The following is a 26,545-nucleotide window of genomic DNA, read 5'->3' as shown; positions in this document are numbered from 1 at the left end:
CCTCAATACTTGGGGAAGATGCTTGGCGTCGGGAAGCGGTCTTCAAGACTGAAGTTTCCGCTGTCGAGGTACTCTTCGCGTGGCAGATGGACATCGGGCCAGGCGGCGGGGCGGATGCGGACGACGCGGGTGGGGCGGAGGCCTTCGGTGATGAGGTCGGTCTCAAAACGGATCTGGATGCCGCTGCTGCCGAGGGGGATGTCTCCGGGTAGCTTGGTGACGTCGAGGATGGCGCCGCGTGAGGCCATCTGAGAGGGGCCTGCGGTGCCGCCTTCGGTGTGCTTCAAGGTGTTCTCGGCGCCATTCACCAGCACCGGACTGCGCTGCTGGAAATCGGCGTAGAGGCTGGGGTCCATGCCGCAGAAGAGAGTGGCGGTGACTGTCGCGCGGCCGAACTTGCCGTACTCGACAGCATCCACCCAGGCGGGCATCCAACGACTGCGGATGAAAGTTCGGTGGGTCTCGGTCTGGCTTTGTGCGGCGCGCTGCGTGGCGGCATCGTCCAGCCAGATATCTGAGATGTGGAAGCGAGTGAACACGGCACCGGGCGTGGGCTTCCACATGATCCCGAGCAGGACGGACTGGCTGCCGACCGATTTTTTGCCGCTGCCGGGCCAGATGCCCTCAGCGATGAGGTCTGCCGGTGCCAGGCATTCACGTCCACGCCAGATGCGAGTGGCGGCGTCGAAGGTCAGCGTTTCCTCGGTGGCCTTGCCGTCTGCGCCAGCTTTGGGTTCGCGGCTGGCGACGATCATTCCTTCGTTGTTTTTGAGGTCGACTTCTTTGAGTTTCCAGACCAAGCCTTCGCGCTGGCAGTGGCTGGATTCGTCTTCGAGGAGCAGGACATGGTTTTCGGCGGGGGCGATGCCGATGCCGCGACTGTGGTTCGCGTCTTTGTCCTTGTTGTTGACCGGCAGCACCGGCACGGCGGAGATCTGCGGGTCAGGCGGAAGAAAGGCGCATACATGCAGGACGGTGCCGAGCGGGATGTCCCGCAGATCTGCCGGTGCGCCGTGATAGCGGGCCATACCATAAGGCAGCATGGCAAAGGGCTGGGGATCGTTCCGGCGAAAGACGCCATTCCCCGCCACGCGGATGCTGCCGCGACGGTTGGCATGATCCACGAAGACCAGCTCGCCCCGGTAGGAGTGGGCTTTTTCCAAAGGTGGAAACTTGCCCGCCACAGGCCGGAAGGGTTCGTCTGCGGCAGGTGCGGTGGTGCTGAGCACGCACCCAAGGGCGGTGAGGAGGGCAGGGGCGAATCTCATGTCTTGGGGGCTTCGTTCCGACTTAGTACTTCGTGAAGATGGATGGCGTCGGGAAGCGCTCGTCGATGCTGGTGGAGCCGTCGCTGAGGTATTCTTCGCGGGGAACGTTGACGAGGGGCCAGATGTTGGGGCGGATGCGCACTGTCCTGCCGGGGCGAATGCCTTCGATGATGAGGTCGGTCTCAAAACGGATCTGGATGCCGCTGCTGCCGAGAGGGGCTTCACCCGGTGCCTTGATGACGTCCTTGAGTGTGCCACGCGAGGCCATGTGACCGGGGCCGTAGGCACCATGGGTGTGCTTCAAGGTGTTCTCGACCGCGTTCATCATGGCAGGGCTGCCTTTGGTGAAATCGGCGTAAAGGGCGGCGTCCATGCCGCCGAAGAGTGTGGCGGTCACCGTCGCGCGGCCGAACTTGCCGTACTCGACGGCGTCGATCCACGCGGGCATCCAGCGGCCGCGGATGAAGGCCTTGTGTGTTTCGGTCTGGTGGTGGGCGCTGCGCTGCATGGAGGCATCATCCAGCCAGATGTCCGAGATATGAAAGCGGGTGAAAATACCATCGGGGGTGGGTTTCCAGGTGATGCCGAGCTGCACGGCCTGGCCACCGAGGGATTTTTTTCCTTCAGCGGGCCAGGTGCCTTCGGAGATCAATTCCTCAATCCCGAGGACTTCCTTGCCGCGCCAGACGCGCGTGGCGGCATCAAAGGTCAGCTTTTCCTCTGCGGCCTTGCCGTCGCCGCCTTGCTTGGGTTCACGGGTGGCGATGATCATCCCCTCGTTGTTTTTGATGTCGAGGTCTTTGAGTTTCCAGACAAGCCCCTCGCGCTGGCAGTGGCTGGGCTCGTCTTCGAGGAGCAGGACGTGGTTCTCGGCGGGGAGGATGCCTGCGCCGCGATTGTGATTCGCGTCCAAGGTCTTGTTGTTGACCGGCAGCACCGGCACGGCGGAGGTCTTGGGGTCTGGTGGAAGGTAGGCGCGGACGTGCAGCACGGTGCCGAGCGGGATGTTCCGCAGATCCGCCGGTGCGCCATGATACCGCACAATACCATAAGGCAGCATGGCGAATGGGTGCGGATCATTGCGGAAAAACATGCCCGAGCCCTGCACGCGAATGCTGCCGCGGCGGGTTGCATGATCCACGAACACGAGCTCGCCGCGATAGGAGTGTGCTTTTTCCAAGGGCGGAAACTTGCCCGCCTCGGGACGGAAGGGCGCGTCCTCCGCAGATGCGGCGCATCCACCAAGAACCAGGAACGAGGAACCAAGAACAAGGAGGAAGTGCTTCATAGTGCGATCACTTGATTGCTGTCGCCAAACTGGTCGATCTCCACGCCAAAGCGCTGGGCCATGAGGAGGAGCAGGTTGCTCATGTGGGCGTCGGAGTTCGCCGGGCGGCTGCAGAGCTGGTAGTGCGCGGTGGTCAGCGCGCCGTCCGCACCGAGCGCGTAACCTTGGAAGCTGGTGCTCTTTTTGTTGAAGTCGAGATGGCTGCCGTGCTTGAGGCCGAGGTCCGTGCCGCCGGCGAACACCAGCGGGAGGTTGGCATTGCCGTGGCTGTGGCCGTAGGACATGCCGCTGCCGAAGAGCGCCATGGTGGTGCCCAGAAGAGGCTTGCCACCGAGGTCATTCGTCTCCGCGAGGCGGGTGAGGAAGTAGCCGAACTGCTCGATGGCGAAGGTGTCATAATTGGTGAGCTTCTCCATGTAGCCGAAATCGCCGCCGTGGTGGCTGAGCTGATGGCGCGACTCGGTGATGCCGATTTCAGGAATAGAGATGGCGTCTCCCTCACCGCCGAGACTGAAGGTGGCCACGCGTGTGACATCGGTCTGGAAGGCGAGCACCATGAGGTCATAGACCGTGCGGAAGTAATCGCCCGCCCGGGTGGCGGCGATGTCGCGGTTGGTGCGCTGGCGGTCTGCCTCGGAGATGACGGGCAGGGGAGTGTCGAGCCAGGCATCGGCCCTGCGCGTGCGGATTTCCGCCTCACGCACGGAGGTGAGGTACTGCTCCAGGCGGCCCTTGTCTGCGGAGCCCATCTTTTTCTCAAGCTGACGCACTTCCGCGAGGTTGGCGTCCAGCACGCTGCCTTTGCGGCGCAAGGCTCTGCGCTGGACTGCTTTTCCGCCTTTCGGTTCTTCAAAGAGGGAGGCGAAAATCTCGCTGCAACGACGCATCGCGGGCAGGCGCACGCCGTCCGCCGTCCACGCGAGGGAGTCCTGCGTGATGGCGACTTCCATGGAGGGGTAGCGTGTGTGGGGCGCGGAGACCTCGGCCATCTTTTGGTCCACGGAGATGGTGTTGCGGTCCGAAGGGCCAAGCTTGCCGCCGGTGAGCCAGACGGAGATGCAATTGTGGTGATGGCTCAGCGCTCCTGGGTGATGGAGTCCGCTGATGGGCGTGATGACCTCACGGTGCTTCTCCAAAGGCTTCAGCGAGCGGGAGAACTGATAGTCTTTTCCAGGTGTGGTGATCTGGTAGTTCAGCGAGTGAACGCCATTCGCGAGGTAGATGAAGGCGCTGCGCTTTGGCGTTGCCGTGATCTTTTCCGCTGCCGCCGCCTTCAGCGGCACCATGCACTCAAGCAGGGGAAGCGAGATGAAGCTGCCCAGCGCCTTGAGAGCGTGGCGGCGGTCGATCAGCCAGTTTTGGGAGAGGTAATTGCTCATGGTATGAATGGGTGGCGTGATGGTTGTCGATTCAGCGTTTGCGGATGAGGTCGGAAAGGGCGACGGCGCGGATGATGTCTTTAATACGATAGCCGTTTTTCTTTGATTCAGTCTGGATGGCTTTGAGGTCGTCTTGATCGTCGAAGGAAAGGGCGCGGCGGAGGGCGTAGGTGCAGAGGTGCTCGATGAAGGCGAGGGCGACTTCATCGCGATCTTCAAGCAGGAGGCGTTTGAACTCGGCGGCGTCCTTGAAGGCGCGTCCGTCGGGCATGGTCCCGGAGGGATCGATCAAGGGATCTTCGCCGACACCGGCGGGGACTTTTTCACGGGTGCGCCACTGGCCGATGGCATCGTAGTTGTCCCAGGCGAGGCCCAGTGGATCGATCTTGGCATGGCAGGCGGCGCAGTTCGCGTCGTTGCGGTGGGCTTCGATCTTTTGGCGGAGGGTTGCCTTGGGGCTTTGCGCCGTTGGGGGTTCAATGGCGGGCACGTTCGCCGGGGGTGGGGGCGGCGGCTTGCCTAGGACGACCTCGCTCAGCCAGACGCCGCGATGCACCGGACGATGGCGCGTGCCGTCGGAGGTCAGCCCGAGCACCGCGCCCATGGTGAGCAGCCCGCCACGACGATCTTCGGGCTTCAGCGACACACGCTGGAAGGCGCCGGACTTGGGCTCCGGCAATCCGTAGAACTCACAGAGCCGGGCATTGGCCATGGTCCACTGGGAATCGATGAAACTGTCGAGCGAGAGGTTCTTGCTGTACATCTCGCGGAAGAATTCGACGGGCTCTGAGCGCATGCTTTCCTCCAGCCATGCGTCGTAGGCGGGATAGAGTTTCTTGTCCGGCGGGAACATGCCCACGCGGTTCAGTTGCAGCCACTGCCGTGCGAAATCGTCGATGAAGCGGCTGGCTTTGGTGTCTGCGAGCATGCGATCCACTTCTTTCGCGAGGGCATCGCCCTTCAGCGCGCCGCCTTTGGCTGCGGTGGAGAGCGCATCATCCGGCATCGAGCTCCAGAGGAGGTAGGAAAGCCGGGTGGCGAGTTCGGAGTCGGTAAGCTGCTCACGGGCCACGGTGTCGCCCTCGACGATGTAAATGAAGTGACGGGAGGTCAGAACGCCCTGCAGCGCGACACGATAGGCATCGGCCATCTTTTCGCCTGCCGCGCGTTCATCAGCATAGGATTTCAAATACTCCGCCAGCTCCTCGGTCTTTACCGGGCGACGCCAGGCGCGCTCCGCGAAGCGCTGCAAATGCCCTGCAACCACTTCAGGCGTGGCATCATCAGGCGGCACCACATCCTTGCGCCGTGCTTTTTCTGCGTCCGACACCAGCGGTCCTTCCCATTCGATCCAATCGAGCAGCACGGTGGAGAACAGGCCGTTTCCTTTGTCGTCGAACATTTGCGGCGCGTTCGGATTCAGGAGCGTGGTCTCGCTGCTGTGCGTGAAAACGTATCCGCCCCGGCTGCTGAGCGCATTGCGGAAGGCGGCGCCCTGCCGGCGGTCCACCACATCCGTGGCCACCACGCAGAAGTCCAGTGTTGCGGGCATTTCGAGAAACACCTCGAACTCATAGACCTGTGGATTGTCTTCCGTCGCGGTGATGTCGAACTCCACCATGCCATCCACCGTTTCTTCCCCCGTGCGCTTGCCGATGCTCAGATGGGCAGTCTGGCCGCCGAGCGGGCGGATGCCGCTGGCCTGAATGCGGAGCTTGTAGAGCCCGCTGTGCTCCGGCCCGACCCTGCCGAACCAGTTGGGCGAGAGCGCATTTTGAGTGTTGCCAGGAAACATCAGGTAACGCAGCGGGCGCTTGATGCCGAAACGGTCCAGCGCCGCCTGCTGTTCCTTGCCGCCGTTGTAACGGATGTCGGCTGCGGTCTTGTGGACTTTGCGGGGCTCGGCCGAGGCGGCAGTGGGGAAGGCGCGGTCGAGCACAAGTTCTGCCGCGCGGTAGTAGCGATCCACATGCGACGGCGAGAGCGAGAGCTCCGAGCCGATGCGCTCAAAACCGTGCCACAGCGTGTCCTCATTCAGCTCCCCGGGTTTGGCGGGATCATAGCGCACGCCGAGAAGATCATAGACGGTGTTTTGATACTCCTTCCGGCTGAGACGATACAGCGCCACCGCCGGCCGGGCAGCCATGCGTGCCGCACGGCCTTCTTTGATGTGCGCATCAAGACTCGTCACAAAAGCCGCGATCTCCTCCTGTGTCGGTTGTTTTTCCTTCTTGGGGGGCATTTCGCCGGAATTGACCTGCTCGATCATCTCCGCCCAATGATGGGTGTCGGCACCCAGTTTGAAATCACGCGAGAGCTGGTCGATCCGCAAATCTCCCTTCTCCTTTTTGGGGCCATGGCAGCTGATGCAGTGTTTCTGCAAGAAAGCGTCATACGGCTCGGCTGCGCGGACGGCGTCCGGCAGGCCAGTGCTGACGATGAGGAGGGTGGAGAGGCTGAAAACGTAACGGGTCATGGAGTCTTGAGCAATACGTAGCCGGCTCAGCCTTTGTGCGGCGACCCCGAGTTTTCGGGGGGGCGGCGCGGTTGAGGTTCGTTTAACGAGCCTTCTGGGGCAATGTTGCTGCTGCCGGGATGGAAAGGAATGGTTCTTTCTGCCGCCTCCAATGGGCGATTTTTGTCCATGCCTGCACTTTCAAACAGCGCCCGCATTGCACCTTCTCCGGGTGCTGCCAAAGCGTGAGGAATGGTTGTCTCCCATTTTCGTTTTCCCAGATTGATGTTTTCGCTGAGCGCGCTCCTTGCTGCGCATTTGCAGGCGGCTGAAAAGCCGAAGAAGAATGAGGCCGAAGAACTGCCGACGATGGTGATCACGGCGTCCCGCACGGCGCAGGATCAGAAGAAGGTGCCGCAGTCCACGAATGTGGTGGAGCAGAAGCGCATCGAGCGGTTTCAGGCGACCAGCCCCTCTGAAATGCTGCAGGAGCAGCCGGGGGTGTGGGTGAATCAGGTCGCGGCGCAGGGGTCTCCGGTGATCCGTGGCCAGATGGGGAACAAGCTGGTGTATCTCTGGGACGGCGTGCGCATCAACAACGGCGGGATCTTTTCGGGCCCGAATCCCTTCTTCAATCAGTTTCCCATCGATGCCGTCGGCCGCATGGAGGTGGTGCGCGGCGCGGGCTCCGTGCAGTATGGCAGCGATGCCATCGGCGGGGTGATCAATGTGTTTTCCAAGCGCGGGGAGTTTTCCGAAAGCCTGAACGTGGGCGGGGATGTGTACTCGCGCTACGGCAGCAACAACACGGAGTTCACCAACGCCATTAACGTGCACATGAGCAATGACGTGTGGGCGTTTGCGGCGGGGTGGTCGGTGCAGGATGCGGGGAATTATCACACGCCCACTGGCCCCTTGCAGCCCACGAGCTTTCATACCAGCGGCGGGTATGCGAATCTGGCGTTTCAGCCGGTGAAGGGGCATGTGTTTCGCCTGTCATGGGTGGGGAATGAGCGCACGGATGTGAGCAGCTACGTGCAGTCAAAGCTCAATGCGAACGGCGTGCCGCGCATCTACAGCCCGCTGGAGCGCCGTGGCATTGTGAAGCTGGACTACACCGCGCAGGATCTGGGCTTCCTGAGTGATGAACTCAAGGTGTACGGCTACTACCAGTACTACGATCAGCTCCGCGAGCGGCGGGTGCAGACGGCGACGCAGTTTAACAACACCATCACGAATTCAGACCAGGATGTCTGGGGCGTGGGCATTCAAAATGCAGCGACGTTTGGCCGGAACAAGAACACGCGGCTGGTCTATGGCATGGACTACCGGCATGAGAATCTGTCTTCGGCGCAGATGCTGAATTCCACCGTGCTGGCCACTGGCGTCACCACCGTTTCCCAGCCGGCGGGCATCACACCGGACGGCACGTATGAAGTCTTCGACACGTTTGTGACGCTGGACTTCAAGCCGGTGGAAAAGCTGCTGATGAATGTGGGTGCGCGCTATGAGAACACGCATCTGCAATCGAGGCCAGAGGCGCTGGATGTGATTCCCGGGGCGGGCTACACGGTGAATGATCTGGCATCGAACAAGTACTGGAACGCGGTGACGTGGAACGTGGGTGCCGTTTATCAGGCGACCAAATCCTTTGATCTGGTGGCGAATGTGGCCACGGGGTTTCGTTCGCCCACTTACAGCGATCTGCTGAGCGCAGGCACGCCGGTGTTTTCCAGCCTGACGGCATCGCTGCCCAGCACGATGATCAATCCGGAGAAGAGCATCACGTATGAGTTTGGTGCGCGCGTGCACACGGAAAAGCTCAAGGGATCGCTGACGGGATACCTGACGAAGCTTTCAGATCTGATCACGTCCACGACTTCAGGCACGGTGGTGATCAGTGGGACAACTTACAATGCGACGCGGAATTCGAATTCGGCGCAGGGTTACATCACCGGCGTGGAGTTTGCGCTGAGCTATGATCTGGACCGGCATTTCACGATCTTTAACAACACGACGTGGACCTATGGCCAGAACCAGTCGCAGAATGTGCCGCTGCGCTTCATTCCGCCGCTGTACGGGAATTTTGGCGTGCGCTTTGAAAGTGACGAGAAGCGCTACTGGGTGGAGCTCTCCGAGCTGTGGGCGGGGCCGCTGATCCGGCACAATCCGAGCGATGAAATCGATGCGGGTTTCTCCACCGATCCGGCCTACGGATCTTCCAGCGCTACCAACCTGCCGATCAATCAGAACTTCCAAATCCCGGGTTTCTTCGTGACGAACATCCGCACCGGGTGGAAGGTCTGGGAAGAGGGAAATCGTTCGTTCTCGCTCACCGTGAATCTGAACAATGTCTTCGACACCAAATACCGCCAGGCATACTCCCAGCAGCAGCGCCAGGCGGCGGGCTTCAATGTGGTGGTGGGCGGACGTCTTACTTTCTGAGCGAGTCATGCGTGGCATCTTCTGCTGGCTGAGTTGTTTCCTGCTTCTGGCCGGGCAGATAGTTGCTGCGGAGCCGCTGGACTGGGCCTTCATCGGTGTGTGGGATCGCTCCATGCCGCAGGTGGAGGCGGCGTGCCGTGAGAACGGCATTCACGCGGAGTTTTTCAAAGGGCAGAAATTCAATGAAACGCAGAAGGCGGAGTTGGCGGCGCGGTTTCGGCTGGTGTTTGTGCTGAATCTGGAGGCGGAGCAGGCACCTGCACTTACGCAAAGGCTCAAGGAGTCGCGTGCGCTGAATGCTGAGCAGCGGGTGATTCCGCTGGATACGCGCGGCAGTCAGATGGATCTGGAGAAGGCGGGGCTGCTTCTCAAAGACGAAGCGGTGCCAGCGTACTGGCGGCCGAATGGCACGGTGAACGTGCGGCGGCTGATCCGCTACAGCATGGTGAAGTACTGCGGACAGCCGGGGGAGATCGAGCCTCCGGTGCTGATCCCGGATTCGGGCTACTATGATCCGGCGCGTGAGGATGCGTTTGCGGAGATCGGTGAGTTCATTGCTTTCAAGCGCGGGAAAAAGCGCTGGGTGGAAGGGGCGTCTGTGGCGGTGCTGCTGCTGCAGCAGTCGTTTTGGATCACGCATGATCTGCGGGTGATCGACGCTCAAATCACGGCACTGGAAAAGCGGGGGCTGAATGTGGTGCCGGTGTTTGGTGACCGTGAGGAGAACGTCACGAAGCTCACACGTGCAGCTGCGCCGACGATATTGATTGAGGATCGGCATGGGGCGATGTGGCAGAGCACGGCCTTGCTGAAGGAACTGGATGCGCCGTATCTGCGGCCCATCTCGATGCTGGCCACCACGAATGAGGAATGGCTGAAGGATCCGCGCGGGCTCTCGCACCGGGATGTGGGGATGTTTATGGCGCTGCAGGAGTCCTGGGGCACGCTGGAGCCGGTGGTGGTGGGCGGATTGAAGGAGAACATCCAGGGATTCCGGCTGCATGAGCCGATCCCGGACCGCATCGAGGCCTTTGCCGCACGCGCGGCACGCTGGGCCTCGTTGAAACGCAAGAGCAATGCGGAGAAGAAAATCGCGCTCATCTATTACAATAAAGGACTGGGGCAGGATGACCTGATGCGAGGAAGTCCCACGGGTGGGTTTCTTGACGCGCCGGAGAGTTTCATGCGCTTCCTGCCGCGCATGCAGGAGGCGGGTTTCACGCTGAAGAACACTCCGGCCAACACGACTGCGTTGATTGAATCCATGAAGCGTGGCGGGCGCAACATCGGGCCGTGGGTGCAGGGTGATCTGGAGAAGATGGTGGATGAATCGCAGCCGGTGCTGGTGCCGCTGCATCAGTATGAGCAGTGGTTCAACACGAAGCTCAGCGAAGCGGCGCGGAAGACGATGGTGGAGAAGTTTGGCCCGCCACCGGGACGCATCATGGTGGTGAAGCGCAATGGCGAGCCGCACATCGTTTTGCCGAAGCTGGAGATGGGAAATCTCATCCTCATGCCGCAGCCGGAGCGTGGCGAGAAGCAGGATGAAAACCTGCTGCACAATCGTGATGTGCCGCCGCCGCACAACTACCTCGCCTTCTACTGGTGGCTGGAGGAGGAGTATCATGCGGATGCGATTGTGCATTGGGGCACGCACGGCACGCTGGAACTGCTGCCGGGCAAGGAGGCCGGGCTTTCCAAGGACTGCTGGAGCGACATCTGCGTGGGTCACATGTCGGTGGTGGATCTGTGGATCACGGACAATCTGGGCGAGGCCACGCTGGCTCGCCGACGCTCCTACGCCGCGCTGGTGGATCACCTGCCGCCGCCCACGCTGGCTGCGGGACTCGATGACGAATTCAAGAACCTGCACGAAGACATTCACAAGTTTCGCACGCTGGAGGATGGACTGCTCAAGGAGGAATATCGCAAGCGTGTGAGCCAGCAGGCGCGCGAGGCCAAGCTGCATGGCAGTGGTGCTGAGGTGTTGGATGACGCGGCGGTCACGCGGCTGGATGAGCATCTGCACAATCTCTTTGAGTCACGCACGCCGCTGCGTCTGCACGTGCTGGGGGAAGGACCGCATGAGGCGGAGATGGTGCCGTATCTGGCGCAGATTCTCGGCGAGCCTTTGCTGGATCATCTGGCGGCCACGCGTGGGATTCATCGTGCCGCTTTGGAGCACAAGCAGCAGGATCGCGCCAAGGCGGTGGAATTTCTACGCGCTGCTCTGGATGGTGCGCCGCCTACAGATGTGCGCATGACGGCGGAGCTGGAGAAGGATCTGGAATTTGCACGCGATGCGCGCGCACGCTTGCTGGATGCAGGCAAGGAGCATGCGGGTTTGCTGACCGCGCTGGGTGGTCATTACATCGAGCCGGGTCCGGGACCGGACCCCATCCGTAATCCCGCAACGGCTCCTGGTGGTCGCAATTTGTACTCGCTCAATCCTGAGGAAATCCCGACACGCCCTGCGTGGGAAACAGCGCGCAAGCTGGTGGATGAACTGCTGCGCACGCGCAAGCCGAAGAAGATCGCGATGGATCTCAATGGCATGGAAACGATGCGCGACTTTGGCGTCATGGAGGGGCAGATTCTCGCGCTGCTGGGAGTGCGGCCGATTTGGAATCAGAACAACCTCGTCATCGATGTGGAGCTGATTCCTGCGGAGGAATTGGGTCGGCCACGCGTGGAGGTTTTCATCGCCATGGGTGGTCAGTACAAGGAGAACTTTCCCACGCGTGTGGCGCTGCTGGACAAGGCTGTGCGTCTGGCTGCCACGGCCTCGGAAAGTGTGAATCCGGTGCGCGAAGCGGTGGCGGCCACCAAGGAGCGCCTGCTCAAGCGCGGCTTCTCCGCTGCGCGTGCGGATCAGTTTGCTGCGGCGCGCATCTTTGGCACGAAGCCGGGAAACATGAGCGGGACGCACATCCTCTATCTGGTGCCGCGCTCCGGCGTGTGGGACAAGGACGATGAGATCACCGATGTGTACACCGACAACATGAGCTTTGTGTACACGCAGGACACATGGGGCGAGAAGGTGGACGGGCTGTATGATGAGGCGCTGCAAAACACGGACACCGTGCTGCGCGTGTGGGCTTCCAACATGACGAGCCAGCTTTCCAATCACCACGCCTATGAGTATCTGGGCGGTCTCAGCATGGCAGTGAAGAAGGTTACCGGTAAATCGCCCGCCGCTGTCATCTCTGATGTGCGCGATCCCAGCGGTGCGCGGGTGCGTGATTTCGAAGAAGTGCTGGCGTCCAATTTGAAATCCGAGCTGCTGAACCGACGCTGGCTGGAGGGCATGAAGTCGCATGATTACGCCGGAGCAGGGCACATCGCCGAACTGGTGAAGAACACCTTTGGCTGGTCGGTGACTCGTCGAGAGAGCATCACGCAGGAAACGTGGGATGAGGTGTATGACGTCCTCGTGAAGGACAAGCATAAGCTGAACCTGCCAGAGTGGTTTGAGCGCGTGTCGCCGCATGCCATGCAGGAGATCAGCGCCACGTTGATCGAGGCCGCGCGCAAAGATTTGTGGAAGGCCACTCCGGAGCAGTTGCAGACTTTGACGAAGCTCTATGCGACCTCGGTGAAGGCGCATGGAGACTCGGGCGGTCTTGTCAGCGGTGGGAACACGCGCATGGCGGACTTTGTCAGCGCCAAACTCACCGCTCCGGGAGATCAGGAATCCGCCGCACTGGCGCAGGAGATGAAGGCAAAGCTGCAGCAAAGCGCCGCTGCACCAGACGCGAAGGTTGAGAAAGTGAGCGGACCGCAAATCGGTGAGGCGAAGGAGCAGGCACCGCCCGCTGAAAGCAAGCCACAGCCTCAGGGACCCGTGCTGGAACCGGCATGGAATTCATTCGCTTGGTTGATCGGAGCCGCTGCTGTGCTTCTGATGGCGTTCGGCTTTTTCAGGAGGGCCGGGTTCACTTCATGAAGCTGCTCGAACAACTCCTTTCCCTGATCTCCGAGGCGGTGCTGCTGCCCACGCTGGCGGCCATCATCATCCTCGTGGCGTGGAGCGCCGTGTTGCTGGGCGGGCTTTTGCGTGAGTGGCTGGGGCGTCGGCAGGTAGGGGCTGTCATGACCGCATTGCGGCGTGCGCATGTGGAGGGCGGGGATCAGGTGCGGATGCTGAGCATTCTCAGCACCGCCACCACTGGGCTGCCCGCACGGCTGCATCAGCTCCTCGCGCAATGGGGCGGGGCAGGGGATCTGGCGCATTGTTTGGTGGATCTGGAGATCGAGGTGGCGGCCGCGCTGTCGCGCCTCACATGGATGACACGCATCGCGCCCATGCTCGGACTCATGGGAACGCTCATTCCTCTGGGGCCTGCGCTGACTGGACTGGCCTCTGGGGATCTCGCCACGCTTTCGAGCAATCTCGTCGTTGCCTTCACCGCCACCGTCGTGGGCGTGCTGCTGGGCTGCTGCTCCTACTCAATGAACCTCGTGCGCAAGAACTGGTATCAGCGTGACCTAAGTACACTGGAGCACCTGTTCACGAACGCCAACAAGCCCGCCCTGCCATGAAGAAGCGCCTGTGGGACGAGTCCGAAGGGGATGACCCAGCTGCGGGACTCATCAATCTCTTTGATGTGTGGATCGCCTTTGCCGCCGCGCTGCTGCTGGCCGTGGTGAGTTTTTTCAATCTGCCCAAGACTGCGCCCACTGCTTCCACGGATGCGCAGGCTGACAAATCACCCACGGCTGAGAGCATCGATGCCGCGCGCACGAAGATCGAGCGATTTCAGGAGAGCAAAGCCAGCAAGAGCGGTGAAGGTGAACGACTGGGCACGGCGTATCGGCTGAAGTCCGGCGAGATCATTTACGTGCGGGACAAGCAGAAGTGATCCTCTGGATCAATCTGGCGGCTCGCTCATTTCAATGATTGATGCCGAGCATCGCCTGATGCTTACTTGCCGCTTTATGAACTTCCGCCTGCTTTGTCTCCTGCTGGCAGCCCTTCACGGGGCCACATCCACTCATGCTGCGGGTGATCCCGCGCAGTTGACGCTGGACTCCATCTTCACCAATGATCAATACAAGGAGGACAAGATGGAAGCGTTCCACTGGAGCAAGAAGGGGGAGTATTACTTTGCGCTCGAACCGCTCGGCAAGGACAAGGATGGCAAAGACATTCCCGGCAAAGATCTGGTCCGTCATGATGTTGCCACGGGCCTGCAGACGATTATTGCTTCAGCGAAATCTCTGACGGCTCCGGGTGAGAAGAAGCCGCTGAGTGTGGACAGCTTCGAGGTTTTCAAGGACGAGTCGCAGGTGCTGCTGTTTGCCAACACGCGCAAGGTCTGGCGCAAGAACACGCGTGGCGACTACTGGGTGCTGAATGTGGCGACCGGAGCTCTGCGCAAGCTCGGCGGAACTGCCGCGCCCGCGACGCTGATGTTTGCCAAGTTTTCACCTGATGGCAGCCACGTGGCCTACGTGCAGAAGAACAACCTGCACGTGCAAAGTCTGGCGGACATGAAGATCACAGCGCTGACGGCAGATGGCTCCACCACACTCATCAACGGCTGTTCAGACTGGGTGAACGAAGAAGAGCTGGACCTGCGCGACGGCTTTCGCTGGAGTCCCGATGGCACGCGCCTGCTATTTTGGCAGTTCGACACCCAGGACGTGAAGCGCTTCACCCTGGTGAATCATGCGGATGGCCGCTATCCGCGCATCACCTCCTTTCCTTATCCCAAAGCGGGTGAGAAAAACTCCGCCACGCGCCTCGGTGTCGTGTCTGCGGCAGGAGGCGGCATCACATGGATGAATGTGTCGGGAGATCCGCGCGAGCATTACCTGCCCCATGCCGAGTGGACACCGGATGGCAAGGCGGTACTGCTACAGCAGTTCAATCGTCTGCAAAACACGTTGCATGTCATGCGCGCAGATCCTGCCACGGGTGCCACGCAGATGGTGTTCACTGAGACGGACAAGGCCTGGGTGGACAACAAGAACAGCATCCGCTGGATCGGTGATGATTTCCTCTGGCTCAGCGAGCGCAGCGGCTGGCGCCATGCCTACCGCGCCACCTTGGCGGGTGAAGTGACAGCCATCACGCAGGGTGAGTTTGATGTCATTGACGTCAGGCAGGTCGATGCCAAGGGCGGCTGGCTGTACTATTACGCCTCTCCCACCAATGCCACGCAGCGGTATCTTTATCGCATCAGCCTCAAGGGCGGCGAGCCGCAGCGGCTCTCGCCTGCGGAACAGCCGGGCACGCATGGCTACGATATGACCGAGGATTCGCAGTTGGCGGTGCACACATATTCGACTGCGATTTCGCCACCTGTGATTCAACTGGTCTCGCTACCAGATCATCGCACAATCCATGTGCTCAGGTCGCAGAAGAACCTGCGTGATAAGCTGGCGGCACTCAAGCTGCCGAAGGTCGAGTTCATGCGCGTGGACATTGGCGGTGGCATCTCATGCGATGCTCTCTGCATCACCGCGCAGGACATGGACAAGTCGCGCACGCATCCGCTGCTCATGCATGTGTATGGAGAACCCGCTGGGCAGACCGTGCGCGATGCCTGGAGCGGGCAGCGCGGTCTCTGGCACTGGATGCTGGCGCAGCAGGGGTATGTGGTCGCCAGTGTGGACACACGCGGCACACCGAGCCCGCGCGGACGTGACTGGCGCAAGAGCATCCATCTCCAACTGGGAATCATAAACTCCCGGGAAGAGGCGGCCGCCACGAAAGCATTGCTGCAGCGCTTCACCTTTCTCGACCGCCAGCGTGTGGGCATCTGGGGCTGGAGCGGCGGAGGCAGCAGCAGTCTGGATGCCATCTTCCGCTATCCCGATCTTTATCAAACCGCCATGGCCGTGGCGCCCGTGCCCGACCGCCAGCTCTATGACACCATCTATGAGGAGCGTTACATGGGCCTGCCCAAAGCCAACGCAGAAGGCTATCGGCTCGGCTCTCCCATCACCCATGCGGCGGCTTTGAAGGGGAATCTCCTCATTGTACACGGCACGGGCGATGACAACGTGCACTACCAGGGCACGGAGAAGCTCATCAATGAACTCGTCGCGAAAAACAAACACTTCACCGTCATGCCTTATCCGAATCGTGACCATGCCATCGACACCGGCAAAGGCACCCAGCGCCATCTGTATGAGCTGATGACGAACTACCTGCATCAATACCTGCCGCTGCGCTGATTTTCGCAGGACACATCCGTGAAGAGCTTTGAGGTGACGGCGCGCAGCTTAGCCAAAGCCAGCCATTTCTTCAATGGCGCAGTCCAGAAGAAGGTTGAATGTTCAAGGGGCAATGCTGAATGTGAATGATGAATGAGATTCCTTCACGCAATGCTCTGCTGCCTCGGATGACTGCGGTCATCATGACGGCGCTGCTGGTCTTTTTAAGCAGTTGCATGCAGGAGCCGCATGCAGATCCGGGCTCAACCTTTCACAAAGGACTTCAGCGGGATGCGTGGAGAACTCTGGCCAGCTACGATGCGGCAGTGCTGAAGCATCGTGAGAGATTGCAGCGAGAAGTCCCGCCCGCTTATTGGGATCCGGGCATCCAGCGCCTCAATCCACTGAAGGTCTGCACGCACCGGGGAAATCTCGTCGTCGTCCAGCGCGTGACTGATGGCGTGGAGCAGGGGAAATACATCGATCTGCCGGTGGCTCCGTTTCATCCCAAGTCCGCATGGTTTTCTCACAAGCATGCGGTGGACGGCTTTGTCTTCCGCCCAGCTGTTGGAACCGGGGTGTTGAATTATTCGCGCACGCTGCCAGCGGTGCCACACTACGGGCGCTGAAGGGCTGGCAGCCGGGAAGGTAAAGCAGGCAAAAAATCCATTTCTCATGAGCACCTACAAAGAAATTTGGGCGAAAGAATTGCGGGATCTCCTGAAGGAGTGTTTCGAGAAAGAGCCGATCCCTGCACGGCAGAGCCTCACGCCGTTGCAGGAGATGCAGTGCCGCATTCTCGGCGGGCACCTTTTGAACTGGCTCGACAACTGGGGGCCTCAGCTCATTCTGGAGCGGAATGTTTATGCGGACCTGCGCCCCCCGGATGAAAGACCGGAGGACAAGGAACCCATCGTCGTTTTTGTCATGGACGAGCCTGGCTTGGTGGCCGCCCGGGAGATCATCCGGGATACCAGCGGAAGGTTGGTCTATGTCCGGAAGAAGGATTTTGACTTCTGCATGGCGATCAACCCTGACCCTGAGTATGTGTGCCACTGCGTGCTGCAGTCGCGCTTCTTGGAGGAAGGTGAGCAAGGCGTGGATTTCACGGCGCTGCGCGAGCGGTTTAACCTGGACGCGGACACCCCCATCGGCGTGCACTATGACTGCTCCACCATGGGGCCGCTGTTTGCCCGGGGCGGGCTTCACCTGTGGGCCTTCACCGCAGACGGCCCCAAGCTCATCGAAGAAGCCTTCGAGAGCTGGGTTTCCTGATCAGAGTTTGAGCGCCTGTCGCTATCAAGACAGCCCAGCCTCAGCCAGACGCTCCTTCAGATCACTGGCCAGCAAGGCCTGCAGGATGCCTTCGATGCGGCCTTCCATGAACTGATCGAGGTTGTAGAGCGTGAGCTCGATGCGGTGATCGGTGACGCGGTTCTGCGGGTAGTTGTAGGTGCGGATTTTTTCTTCCCGCCCGCCGCTGCCGATGAGGTTTTTGCGGTTGGCGGAGTACTTGGCGGCTTCTTCCTGCTGCTTCTTTTCCAGCAGGCGTGAGCGCAGAATGCTGAGGGCTTTTTCCTTGTTCTTGATCTGGCTGCGGCCGTCCTGACAGCGGACGATGGTGCCGGTGGGAATGTGCAGCACCTGCACGGCGGAGTCCGTGGTGTTCACGCCCTGACCGCCTGCGCCGGAGGAGCGGCAGACTTCGATGCGGACTTCATCAGACTTGAGTTCGAAATCGACTTCCTCGGCCTCGGGCATCACGGCCACGGTGGCGGCTGAGGTGTGGATGCGGCCCTGCGCTTCGGTGGCCGGCACGCGCTGCACGCGGTGCACACCGCTTTCGTATTTCATCACGCGGTACACGTCTTCACCGCTGATCTTGACGATGACTTCCTTGAATCCGCCGACTTCGGAGGGGCTGGTGTCGAGGGATTCGATCTTCCACCCACGGCCTTCCGCAAAGCGCGTGTACATGCGCAGCAGATCGGCGGCAAACAGGGAGGCTTCATCACCGCCGGTGCCGGCGCGGATTTCGAGAATGATGTCGCGGCCTTCGAGCGGATCGGGCGGCAGGATGGATTCCTGGATGGCCTTTTCGAGATCGACGAGGCGCTGCTCCAGCACGGGGATTTCTGCAGCGGCCATCTCGGCGAATTCCTTGTCCTCCTGGGATTTGGCCATCACGCGGCTCTCGGCCAGTTCCACCTGGGTTTTCTCAAACGCATCCCATGAGTTCAGCAGGTTTTGCAGGCTGCGGTGTTCGCGCAGCATGTCGCCCGCCTTCTTGGCATCGTCGTAGAAATTCGGGCGGCCGATGATGTCTTCGAGATCCGCGAAGCGGGTGCGTTTGCCGGCGATGACGCCTGAGTAGTCCATGTGGGGGGAAAGAGAGGGGAGGGAGCAGAGACAAAAAGAAAACGGTGCCCAGCACGAGGCATGGACACCGTTTGACTAAAAGGAGGGGGCTGTGAGCTACGCTTCGGCTGGAGCTTCGGCGGCAGCAGCAGGAGCGGCGGCTTCGAGCTTCGGAGCGGTGCGGCGGGCGCGGACGGAACCGTAGCGCTGGGCGAACTTGTCCACACGACCGGCGGTATCAATGAAGCGCTGTTCACCGGTGAAATACGGGTGGCAGGCGGAGCAGATGCCGATACGGAGGTTTGGCACGGTCGAGATCGTGTTGTACACGGCACCGCAGGTGCAGGTGATCGTCGTCTCGGTGGTCTTGGGATGGATGTTTTCTTTCATGGTGGTGGGGAACCACGTGGTCAGGCGAGGCGCGGAATGCAGCTTTCGCCGGAGCGTGGGGACGGGCAGATTAGTGGAAATTGAGGGATGGTCAAGGGGGGAGTAAAGGAGGAAATAGGGCGACGGATGGGGCTTGGCGAACGTAGAAGGGCGGAGTTTGTTCGTGTGGCGGAGCTACCCGGAGCCGTTTAAAAAACGGCGCTCCCAGTACAGAATGGTGTTGGCGAGAGCTGTGACGCCCGAATGCGGCTCATGGCGCATTCAACCCGCTGATAGCATCACTCCCTTGGCTGCGTTACCGCGCACACCATGATCCACCGACTTTGTCTCCTCCTCGCTCTCGTTGTTTGCACCCAACTACATGCGGCGGGGCCGAATGTGGTGGTGATGCTGGCGGATGATTCGGGGTGGGGGGATTATTCGATCAATGGGAACACGAATCTCAAAACGCCGAACATCGATTCGCTGGCGCGGTCGGGGGCGCGGTTTGACCGATATTTCGTCTGTGCGCTGTGCGCGCCTACGCGGGGCGAGTTTCTCACGGGGCGCTACCATTCACGCGGCGGTGTGAAGGGGGTGTCCACGGGGCTGGAGCGGCTGAACGCGGATGAGAAGACCATCGCGGACGCCTTTCTGGCTTCAGGGTATGCGACGGGGGCGTTCGGGAAATGGCACAATGGCAGTCAGTGGCCCTACCACCCGAATGCGCGTGGGTTCCAGGAATACGTGGGCTACACCGCGGGGCACTGGGGCGAGTACTTTGACCCGCCGCTGGAGCACAATGGGAAGATGTTTCGCGCCAAAGGGTTCATCGTGGATGTGCTGGTGGGGAAGGCGATGGAGTTCATCGAAACCAACAAGGAAAAGCCGTTCTTTTGCTACATCCCGCTGACGACGCCGCACTCGCCTTTCAGCGTGCCGGACGAGCATTGGAACAAGTTCAAAGACTCGCCGGTGTCGATGCGTGGCGCCGAAGGTGAAAAGGAAGACCTCGCCGTGAGCCGCACCGTGCTGGCGATGATGGACAACATCGACCTGAACGTGGGGCGGGTGCTGAAGAAGCTGGATGATTTGAAGCTGAGGGAGAACACCATCGTGGTCTATTTCAGCGACAACGGCCCCAACAGCGCTCGCTGGAATGGCGGCATGAAGGGGAAAAAGGGCGTCACGGATGAAGGCGGGGTGCGCTCGGTGCTCTTCATGCGCTGGCCGGGAAAGATCAAGGAAGGCAGCACGATCACACGCATCGCAGGGGCGATCGACCTGCTGCCGACGCTGACGGCACTCGCAGGCGTGAAACCCGTGAGCACCAAGCCGCTGGACGGCTGGGATTTATCAAACCTGCTGCTGGGGGGCGAGTGGAAGCGCGGGCCGCGCGAGCTCATGAATTACAACGGCGGCAAGCTCAGCGTGCGTTCGGAGACCCATCGCCTGGATGCGAGCGGCGTGCTGTTTGACATGGTGGTAGATCCGAACCAGACCAAGGACATCACTGCGGAGCAGCCGCAGATCGCCGCTGAGCTGGCGGCCAAGGCGACGGCCTGGCATCAGGAGGTCTTTGGGAAACCCTACGTTCCCGCTCCTGCCGGTGGTAAAGGCAAGGGGCAGGGGAAGGCCAAGGGGAAAAATCCGGGCGCGGAACCCTTCGCGGATGACCGGCCTTACCCCGTGGGCTACACCGAATTTCCCATCACCATGCTGGAGGCCCGCGATGGCATTCCGCAGGGCGGGGTGAAGCGCAGCTCGAATGCGCCGAACTGCTCCTACTTCGTGAACTGGAAGACGAAGGAAGATGCCATGACCTGGGACATCGACGTGCACACGGCGGGCGAGTATGAAGTGACCATCGACTACGCCTGCCCGGAGGCTGATGCCGGATCAACCGTGGAACTCAGCTTCGACACCGCCAAAACCACCGGCAAAGTGACCCCCGGCTGGTTTTCGCGCCTGCTGGACGATCAAGACCGTGCCCCACGCAAAGGCGAGAGCTACATGCGCGATTTCCACAGCCTGTCACTGGGTGCGATCAAGCTGCCGGCCAAGCGCGGGCTGCTCAATTTGCACGCGTTGGAGATTCCCGGGCAGACCGTCATGGAAGTGCGGCGCGTGACGCTGACCCTGAAGACAAAGTGATTCATGGCATGAATCCTGATGTGGACGTATGGCTCCAACCAAGGATAATTCTCTCAACCCAACCTCTTCATGAAATTGTTCCGCGCTTTTTTCCTCGCTCTTGCTCCGTTGCTCCTGGCTGCCTGCGGCTCCGTCGCCCCGGCACCTAAAAGTAATTCAGGGATTGTGGTCGGGCCGAATGAAGTGCGCGAATGCGGGCAGGGCAGGGTGGAGTTCCCAGCCGGAGTGTACACGGCGGAGGTCGTCTCCGAGAAGGGCACCTACTACCTGGCTCCAGCACTCCTGCGCACCAAGGGGGTCTTGCTGGGCCGTGGTGAGCGCGGGGGCATTTTCGTTTCCAATCTCGCAGGGAATCCGCAGGCCGCCTGGTTTGGCGACGTGGGTGAAATCCTGGAGGAAAAGCCAAGCACGCTGTTTGCAGCCGTGGGAGTCAGCGCACCAAAGCTGTGGCCCTACTCGCCCAAGATTCCTTTTCAGGTGAAAAAGTGATTTCCGCGTGTTCTGACCTGCCTGTCCCCCCCCCCCGCAATTGGAGGATTCAAACGTAAGTACTTTGTCTTAGCGCCGGGTTTTCGTTGCGCGCAACGTTATAAAAACTATAATTCGAGGCGTTTATGAACAGTCGCCTCATCACATGGTCAGTCGCCTCCGCCGTCTTGCTGGCGGGGGGGATCGTCGCAGTGAAGGAGGGCTGGCTGAATGGCTGGGAAATGCGGTTGGGGGAACTGATGACGAGCCCCGGCTCGCAGTACAGCGCTGCCAAGTTCCGCCTCGATCTGGTGGATCAGTTCAACTATTCGCGCATGGCGGAGAAAACGCCGACCCTGCGGGTGGATCCTGAAATGGAGGCCTGGCTGGCCCGGGAGTTTCCAAAAATCGACACGACCAACCTCGATAAAGTCACCGAGCTGGTGCAGGAGGGGATGCCACGCTACTACCGCGTCTGGGTCTGTTCTGCCAGCAGTCCGAGCCTGCGCGACCTGCTGCAGCGCTTTCATGAGCATTCGCATCGTTCGCAGCCGGAGATGACGCACATGGCCATCGCCCTGCGGCCACGCGCCAGCGGACTGATGCATGAGGCGCTGCTCGTGCTGGGCCAGCGGCTGCGTGATTTCACGCCTGAGGAACTGACCCAGTCCGGCGATGAGCCGTTTTTCAGCACCTGCGTCCATTGCAAGCAGCCGCACTTCATGAAGCTCTCACGGGCGCAGCGCAGCATGGCCCTCGAGTGCCCGAAGTGCCACCGCAAGTACGCCGTGATCGCGGCGGACAGCGCGGGCCGCTTTCACTATGTGAACGAGTTCCTGACGGGTTACGCACCCCCGGCGGCGTTTGCGAAAAACCAGTCGCGCGTGCAGCAACTCTTCACCATCTGGTCCGCCGTCCACTCGAATTGCCGTTACACCAACGACCCCGGAGCCAAGGCGGGCAGCAGCTTTGCCAAGCCGGAGCAGACGGACTGCTGGCAGTTTGCAGATGAAACTCAGCGCCTGCAGCGTGGCGACTGCGAGGATTCTTCCATCTTCCTGGCCGATTGGCTGATGTCCCGCGGTTTCCAAGTGCGGGTGGCTTTGGGCCGCTATGGCGATCTCGGCGGGCATGCCTGGTGCGTGGTGAAGATCGAGGACAAAGAGTACCTGCTGGAATCGACGGAAAGCCGTCCGGATCCGAGCGATCCACCGCTCGCCAGCCGCGTGGGCAGCCGTTACGTGCCTGAGGTGCTGATTGACCGCTTTGCCATCTATGTGCCCACCAGTGCCAGCCGTTCTTGGAAGGGCGACTACTGGTCTGCGAACACCTGGACGCGGGTGGAACCCCGTGCCGAACTGGGCGGCGATCCGATCCTGGCGCGGGCCCCGCTTGGCAGGGGTAAACAGGGGCAGAATATTCTCGACCCTGCCACTTCAGCCGATGCCACCCGCCTCGCGCGCACGACCTTCGCCAGCCCCGCATCCCCCACGTTTCTCAACATGGGGGATATTCCTGTGGGGGCCAAAGACTGGCGGCAGTCCATGGTGCCGAAGCGCACGCCCTGAGCCAATCTGGAGCGCTGGCTGTCATCATAAGTTGACGCCCTGTCATGACGCATCCAGCATCATGTTCTCATGCTCGCCAGTATTGCCATCCTTACGCTGTTCGGCATCCTGCTCATCATGCTGGAAACCTTCCTGCCCGGCTGGGTGGCTGGCATCCTAGGCACCATTGCCATATTCACCGCCATCTGGCTTGCCTTGATGTCAGAAGAGCTGATCGGCTGGACTTCCAACCAGCGTGTGGCGCTTGCGCTGGGCATCGTGGTGTTTGCCATGGCGGTCTTGATCGTCTGGCTGCGCTGGTTTGCCGTGAAGTTTTTCCGCCGTGCCCTGACCCTCACCACGAGCATTGACACCCCGCCTCCCGCCGGAGCTGCTCCAGGCAGCCAGGGAGTGGCGCTCACGGAGCTTCGCCCGCTGGGCCGTGCTGAAATTGACGGCCAGCGCTACGAGGTGCGTTGCCAGAACGGCCTCGCCGCCGCCGGCACTCGTGTGGAGGTGATCGCTGCCGAACCCGGCAATCTCCTGGTCCGCATCGTCTGAAACATTCTTTTGTCTTTAACCCTCATACCACCCGCTCATGTCCACTCTCGAAATATTCCTCATCGGCGCTGTCATCATCGTCGCGCTTGTCCTGTTCCTGATGGTTGCGAAGTTTTTCAATCTCTGGCTTCGTGCCCGCATCGCCAATGCGCCGGTCAGTTTTCCCACACTGCTGGCCATGTGGCTGCGGGGCGTGCCGAATGCCTTGATCGTCGATACCCGCATCACGGCTGCCAAGGCCGGCATCCCCATCGGCACGGACCAGCTGGAAGCGCACTTTCTGGCCGGTGGTGAAGTGACGCATGTGGTGCTCTCCTTGATCGCCTCCGACAAGGCCGGCATCCCGCTCGATTTCAACCGCGCCTGTGCCATCGACCTCGCTTGTAAAGGCACCAGTAAAACGGTGCTCGAAGCCGTGCGCACCAGCATCAATCCGAAGGTCATCGACTGCCCGCATCCCGACATGGGCCGCGGCGGCAAGATCGACGCTGTTGCCAAGGACGGCATCTCCCTGCGCGTCCGTGCGCGAGTAACCGTGCGTACGAACCTCGACCGCTTCGTCGGTGGTGCCACGGAGGAGACCGTCATCGCCCGTGTGGGTGAGGGCATCGTCACCTGCATTGGCTCCTCGTCCTCTTATAAGGACGTTCTCGAAAATCCTGACGCCATCTCCAAGCTCGTGCTGCACAAAGGCGTGGACGCCGGCACGGCCTTTGAAATCCTTTCCATCGACATTGCCGACATCGACGTGGGCGAAAACGTCGGTGCCAAGCTCCAGACCGAGCAGGCCGAGGCCGACAAGAAGATCGCGCAGGCCATGGCCGAAATGCGCCGCGCCGCCGCCGTGGCGCTGGAGCAGGAAATGTCCGCCCGCACCCAGGAAATGCGCGCACGCGTGGTGGAAGCCGAAGCCCAGGTGCCGCTGGCCATCGCAGAAGCCTTCCGCAATGGCCAGCTCGGCGTCATGGACTACGCCAAGTACAAAAACGTGCTCGCTGACACGGACATGCGCAGCAAGATCGCCGGGGAATCCTCCGGCGCCAAATAACCCCGCAGGCGCTTTTTGACCATGCATCCACTACTGCTGAGCAGCGATGTCGATCCTTTCCAGGTGGCGATCATTGTCATCGCGGTCTTGGCGGGCTTCGTGAAATGGCTGTGGGAGACCTGGCAGCAGAAGACCGGGGCGGTGCCAGCGCCGCCACCCGACCCCGAAGAGCAGCGCCTGCGCGAAGCCGCCTGGCGCAAGCAGACCGGGCAGTCATCGGCTGCTCCGCCACGCCCTGCACCCGTGGCGGCGCCGTCCGCCTGGGATGAACTGCGCAAGGCATGGAAAGAGCTCCAGGACGTGGCCAAATCCAGCCAGGCACCAGCGCAGCCCCGCCGACAGCCCCCCCCGGCGCAACGCCAGCAGCCTCAGCGCCCAGCGCCCCCCCTGCCGGCCCAGCGTCAGCAGCCCCAACGCCAGCATCCGCAGCAGCCCGCCCGCACTGCAGCACCCGTGGAAGTGCCCACGGTGGCCGCCGTCAAAACTCCCGCTGTGACGGCTGAACCGCCTGCAGTTGTCCTGTCCAAGCCCGCCGCTCCCGCCGGGTCCATTCTGGCCAGCTTGCGTCAGCTTCGCCAGGATCCCGCGCTCATGCGGCAGGCAATTTTGATGCAAGAGATACTTGGTCCGCCAAAAGCCTTGCAATCCTCCCGCGATTTAGCTATCTAAGGATCCTTCTTTGAGAAAGGCCGGCGTGGTGAAATTGGTAGACGCGCTAGACTCAAAATCTTGTATCCGTGAGGATGTGTCGGTTCGAGTCCGACCGCCGGTACCATCAAAGAAGAGAGGCTGAGGTGTGCGGGGAGCGACCCAAGGGGGGCAAGATGATCTGCACTCATTCGGACCAGAGGCTAAAATTCCTCCCCCGGTTTCCATAAATAAGGCCCACGCGTGTTCTGAAGAATTGGCACGGGTGCACAGGCGAATTGCAAAAAGGCACAAAAGTACCAAGGTGCACAAATAGCGTCTAATTAGCGGAATTCGGGGTCTTGGAGAACCGGGGATTGGATCAGCCTATGCTGAGGTGAGAGGCGCTCGTCCCCCCACTATGAAGCGCTTCTCTTCTGTTTTTTCCTGGCATGCTCATGCCTTGCACGGCTTAACACTGTTCAAGAAAAGAGGTGATTTGCACCGTCCAAGACCTTTGGATGCACGTCTATCTCCACTGGCTCGTTTGACTGGCATCTGCCTGTGCTTGCTGATTCCTCTCATGACGCTGCCAGTTCCATTGAACGCAGCGATCTTCGTTTGGGATCCCGCTCAAGATCTGACGGGCAGCGGCGGTGACGGCACCTGGGACCTGTCCACTCCCAGCTGGCTGACCGGCGGAGCCGACGACCTCTGGACGAATGACGGTGGCAACACGGCGTCCTTTCAGGGCACGGGTGGTCTGGTCACCTTGGCCACAGGAATCACCGCCGACGGGCTGAGCTTTGATGCGCCCGGTTACACGCTGGGCAGCAACGGCTCGGCGCAGGTGCTCACTCTTGGAGCAGGTGGGATTGTGGTGGGGTCCTCAAGCGGGACGATCACGATCGGAGACAGCAATCTGACTTTGGCGCTGGGGGCCGCCGGATCATTCACCAACAGCTCCAGCGGTCTGCTCTCCGTGGTGGGGAGCCTCAGCAACGGCGGCAATCTGCTCACTCTCGCCAACACATCCACCGGGGGCATGACGCTCAGCGGTGGCATCAGCGGAACGGGTGGTCTCACCGTCAACAGTTCGGGTGCGGGCATCGTGACACTTTCTGGTATCAATTCCTACACAGGAGCCACCAGCATACTGGCGGGTACTTTGAAAGCAGGAAGCGCCTACGCTCTCAGTTCGGGCTCGGCGCTGTCGCTGGCCAATGTTGCCGGAGCCACGCTGGATCTCAATGGCTTCAATCAATCCGTGGGCTCTCTCTCTGGCGGCGGTGCTCTGGGGGGCAATGTGGTGCTCGGCAATGGCGCAGTGCTCACGCTCGGTGGCGCGCTCACCTCGGCGGTGGGCGGTTATTCAGTGAATGCCAACATCGCCAACTCCAGCTCATGGAACACC

General features: G+C 61.0%; 20 protein-coding genes and 1 tRNA gene (1 of these 21 only partly in view). 15 read left to right on the top strand and 6 right to left on the bottom strand.

What is annotated here, in order from left to right:
* Positions 1 to 2: 2 nt before the first annotated feature.
* From AC24GY_RS26035 to AC24GY_RS26020, 4 genes are read right to left on the bottom strand one after another with little or no spacing between them, the layout of a single operon-like run.
* Positions 3 to 1,268, bottom strand: coding sequence for a hypothetical protein (locus AC24GY_RS26035; protein ID WP_487689030.1), 1,266 nt, complete (start codon positions 1,266 to 1,268; stop codon positions 3 to 5).
* Positions 1,269 to 1,290: 22 nt separating this feature from the next.
* On the bottom strand, positions 1,291 to 2,556 hold the full coding sequence (locus tag AC24GY_RS26030; protein WP_487689028.1) for a hypothetical protein: 1,266 nt from the start codon (positions 2,554 to 2,556) through the stop codon (positions 1,291 to 1,293).
* On the bottom strand, positions 2,553 to 3,935 hold the full coding sequence (locus AC24GY_RS26025) for a DUF1552 domain-containing protein (protein ID WP_487689026.1): 1,383 nt from the start codon (positions 3,933 to 3,935) through the stop codon (positions 2,553 to 2,555). Before AC24GY_RS26025 ends, AC24GY_RS26030 begins: the two co-directional genes overlap by 4 nt.
* A 31-nt stretch (positions 3,936 to 3,966) precedes the next feature.
* The gene (locus tag AC24GY_RS26020; RefSeq protein ID WP_487689024.1) at positions 3,967 to 6,411 is read right to left on the bottom strand and encodes a DUF1592 domain-containing protein; all 2,445 of its coding nucleotides are present in this window, start codon (positions 6,409 to 6,411) and stop codon (positions 3,967 to 3,969) included.
* Between the two features lie 264 nt (positions 6,412 to 6,675).
* Between AC24GY_RS26020 and AC24GY_RS26015 the strand changes: the two genes are divergently transcribed.
* From AC24GY_RS26015 to AC24GY_RS25985, 7 genes are all read left to right on the top strand, one after another.
* Entirely contained in the window at positions 6,676 to 8,835 is a 2,160-nt protein-coding gene (locus tag AC24GY_RS26015) for a TonB-dependent receptor (RefSeq protein ID WP_487689022.1), read from the top strand.
* A gap of 7 nt (positions 8,836 to 8,842) precedes the next feature.
* Entirely contained in the window at positions 8,843 to 12,781 is a 3,939-nt protein-coding gene (locus AC24GY_RS26010) for a cobaltochelatase subunit CobN (protein WP_487689020.1), read from the top strand.
* The gene (locus AC24GY_RS26005; protein ID WP_487689018.1) at positions 12,778 to 13,377 is read left to right on the top strand and encodes a MotA/TolQ/ExbB proton channel family protein; all 600 of its coding nucleotides are present in this window, start codon (positions 12,778 to 12,780) and stop codon (positions 13,375 to 13,377) included. Before AC24GY_RS26010 ends, AC24GY_RS26005 begins: the two co-directional genes overlap by 4 nt.
* Positions 13,374 to 13,697: a DUF2149 domain-containing protein gene (locus tag AC24GY_RS26000; protein WP_422320895.1), complete on the top strand. Its 324-nt coding sequence runs from the start codon at positions 13,374 to 13,376 to the stop codon at positions 13,695 to 13,697. Before AC24GY_RS26005 ends, AC24GY_RS26000 begins: the two co-directional genes overlap by 4 nt.
* Positions 13,698 to 13,773: 76 nt before the next feature.
* On the top strand, positions 13,774 to 16,020 hold the full coding sequence (locus AC24GY_RS25995; RefSeq protein ID WP_487689016.1) for a S9 family peptidase: 2,247 nt from the start codon (positions 13,774 to 13,776) through the stop codon (positions 16,018 to 16,020).
* Between the two features lie 167 nt (positions 16,021 to 16,187).
* On the top strand, positions 16,188 to 16,628 hold the full coding sequence (locus AC24GY_RS25990) for a hypothetical protein (protein ID WP_487689014.1): 441 nt from the start codon (positions 16,188 to 16,190) through the stop codon (positions 16,626 to 16,628).
* Positions 16,629 to 16,674: 46 nt separating this feature from the next.
* Complete coding sequence (locus AC24GY_RS25985; protein WP_487689012.1) at positions 16,675 to 17,274, top strand: hypothetical protein; 600 nt, start codon at positions 16,675 to 16,677, stop codon at positions 17,272 to 17,274.
* 24 nt (positions 17,275 to 17,298) lie between these two features.
* Here AC24GY_RS25985 and prfA read toward each other — a convergent pair whose 3' ends face one another.
* Both prfA and rpmE read right to left on the bottom strand, forming a co-directional pair.
* Positions 17,299 to 18,378 (bottom strand): peptide chain release factor 1, encoded by a 1,080-nt coding sequence (gene prfA / locus AC24GY_RS25980; protein ID WP_487689010.1) that lies wholly within the window; start codon positions 18,376 to 18,378, stop codon positions 17,299 to 17,301.
* A 96-nt stretch (positions 18,379 to 18,474) separates the two neighbouring features.
* Positions 18,475 to 18,747 carry a 50S ribosomal protein L31 gene (gene rpmE / locus AC24GY_RS25975; RefSeq protein ID WP_487689008.1) on the bottom strand — a complete coding sequence of 91 codons (273 nt, stop codon included), beginning with the start codon at positions 18,745 to 18,747 and terminating at the stop codon, positions 18,475 to 18,477.
* A 309-nt stretch (positions 18,748 to 19,056) separates the two neighbouring features.
* On the opposite strand from rpmE, the gene AC24GY_RS25970 reads away from it, so the two are divergent.
* The 8 genes from AC24GY_RS25970 to AC24GY_RS25935 all read left to right on the top strand — a co-directional run.
* Positions 19,057 to 20,880, top strand: coding sequence for a sulfatase-like hydrolase/transferase (locus AC24GY_RS25970; protein WP_487689006.1), 1,824 nt, complete (start codon positions 19,057 to 19,059; stop codon positions 20,878 to 20,880).
* Positions 20,881 to 20,949: 69 nt separating this feature from the next.
* The gene (locus tag AC24GY_RS25965; protein WP_422316267.1) at positions 20,950 to 21,369 is read left to right on the top strand and encodes a hypothetical protein; all 420 of its coding nucleotides are present in this window, start codon (positions 20,950 to 20,952) and stop codon (positions 21,367 to 21,369) included.
* A 125-nt stretch (positions 21,370 to 21,494) separates the two neighbouring features.
* Positions 21,495 to 22,916 carry a transglutaminase-like domain-containing protein gene (locus AC24GY_RS25960; RefSeq protein WP_422316265.1) on the top strand — a complete coding sequence of 474 codons (1,422 nt, stop codon included), beginning with the start codon at positions 21,495 to 21,497 and terminating at the stop codon, positions 22,914 to 22,916.
* 69 nt (positions 22,917 to 22,985) lie between these two features.
* Positions 22,986 to 23,456 carry an NfeD family protein gene (locus tag AC24GY_RS25955; protein WP_487689003.1) on the top strand — a complete coding sequence of 157 codons (471 nt, stop codon included), beginning with the start codon at positions 22,986 to 22,988 and terminating at the stop codon, positions 23,454 to 23,456.
* Positions 23,457 to 23,493: 37 nt separating this feature from the next.
* Positions 23,494 to 24,504: a flotillin-like protein FloA gene (floA, locus tag AC24GY_RS25950; protein WP_422316261.1), complete on the top strand. Its 1,011-nt coding sequence runs from the start codon at positions 23,494 to 23,496 to the stop codon at positions 24,502 to 24,504.
* Positions 24,505 to 24,525: 21 nt separating this feature from the next.
* Positions 24,526 to 25,173, top strand: a complete 648-nt coding sequence (locus AC24GY_RS25945; RefSeq protein WP_487689001.1) for a hypothetical protein — start codon at positions 24,526 to 24,528, stop codon at positions 25,171 to 25,173.
* A gap of 19 nt (positions 25,174 to 25,192) precedes the next feature.
* Positions 25,193 to 25,279 (top strand) — tRNA-Leu (locus tag AC24GY_RS25940).
* 435 nt (positions 25,280 to 25,714) lie between these two features.
* Positions 25,715 to 26,545, top strand: the start of a protein-coding gene (locus tag AC24GY_RS25935) for an autotransporter-associated beta strand repeat-containing protein (protein ID WP_487688999.1). The gene runs 26,457 nt beyond the window's last position; the window shows 831 of its 27,288 coding nt (coding positions 1–831); its start codon is at positions 25,715 to 25,717; its stop codon lies off the right edge, out of view.

Source organism: Prosthecobacter sp. Pr1, assembly GCF_057652315.1.
This window is presented reverse-complemented; position numbering and strand designations above follow the sequence as displayed.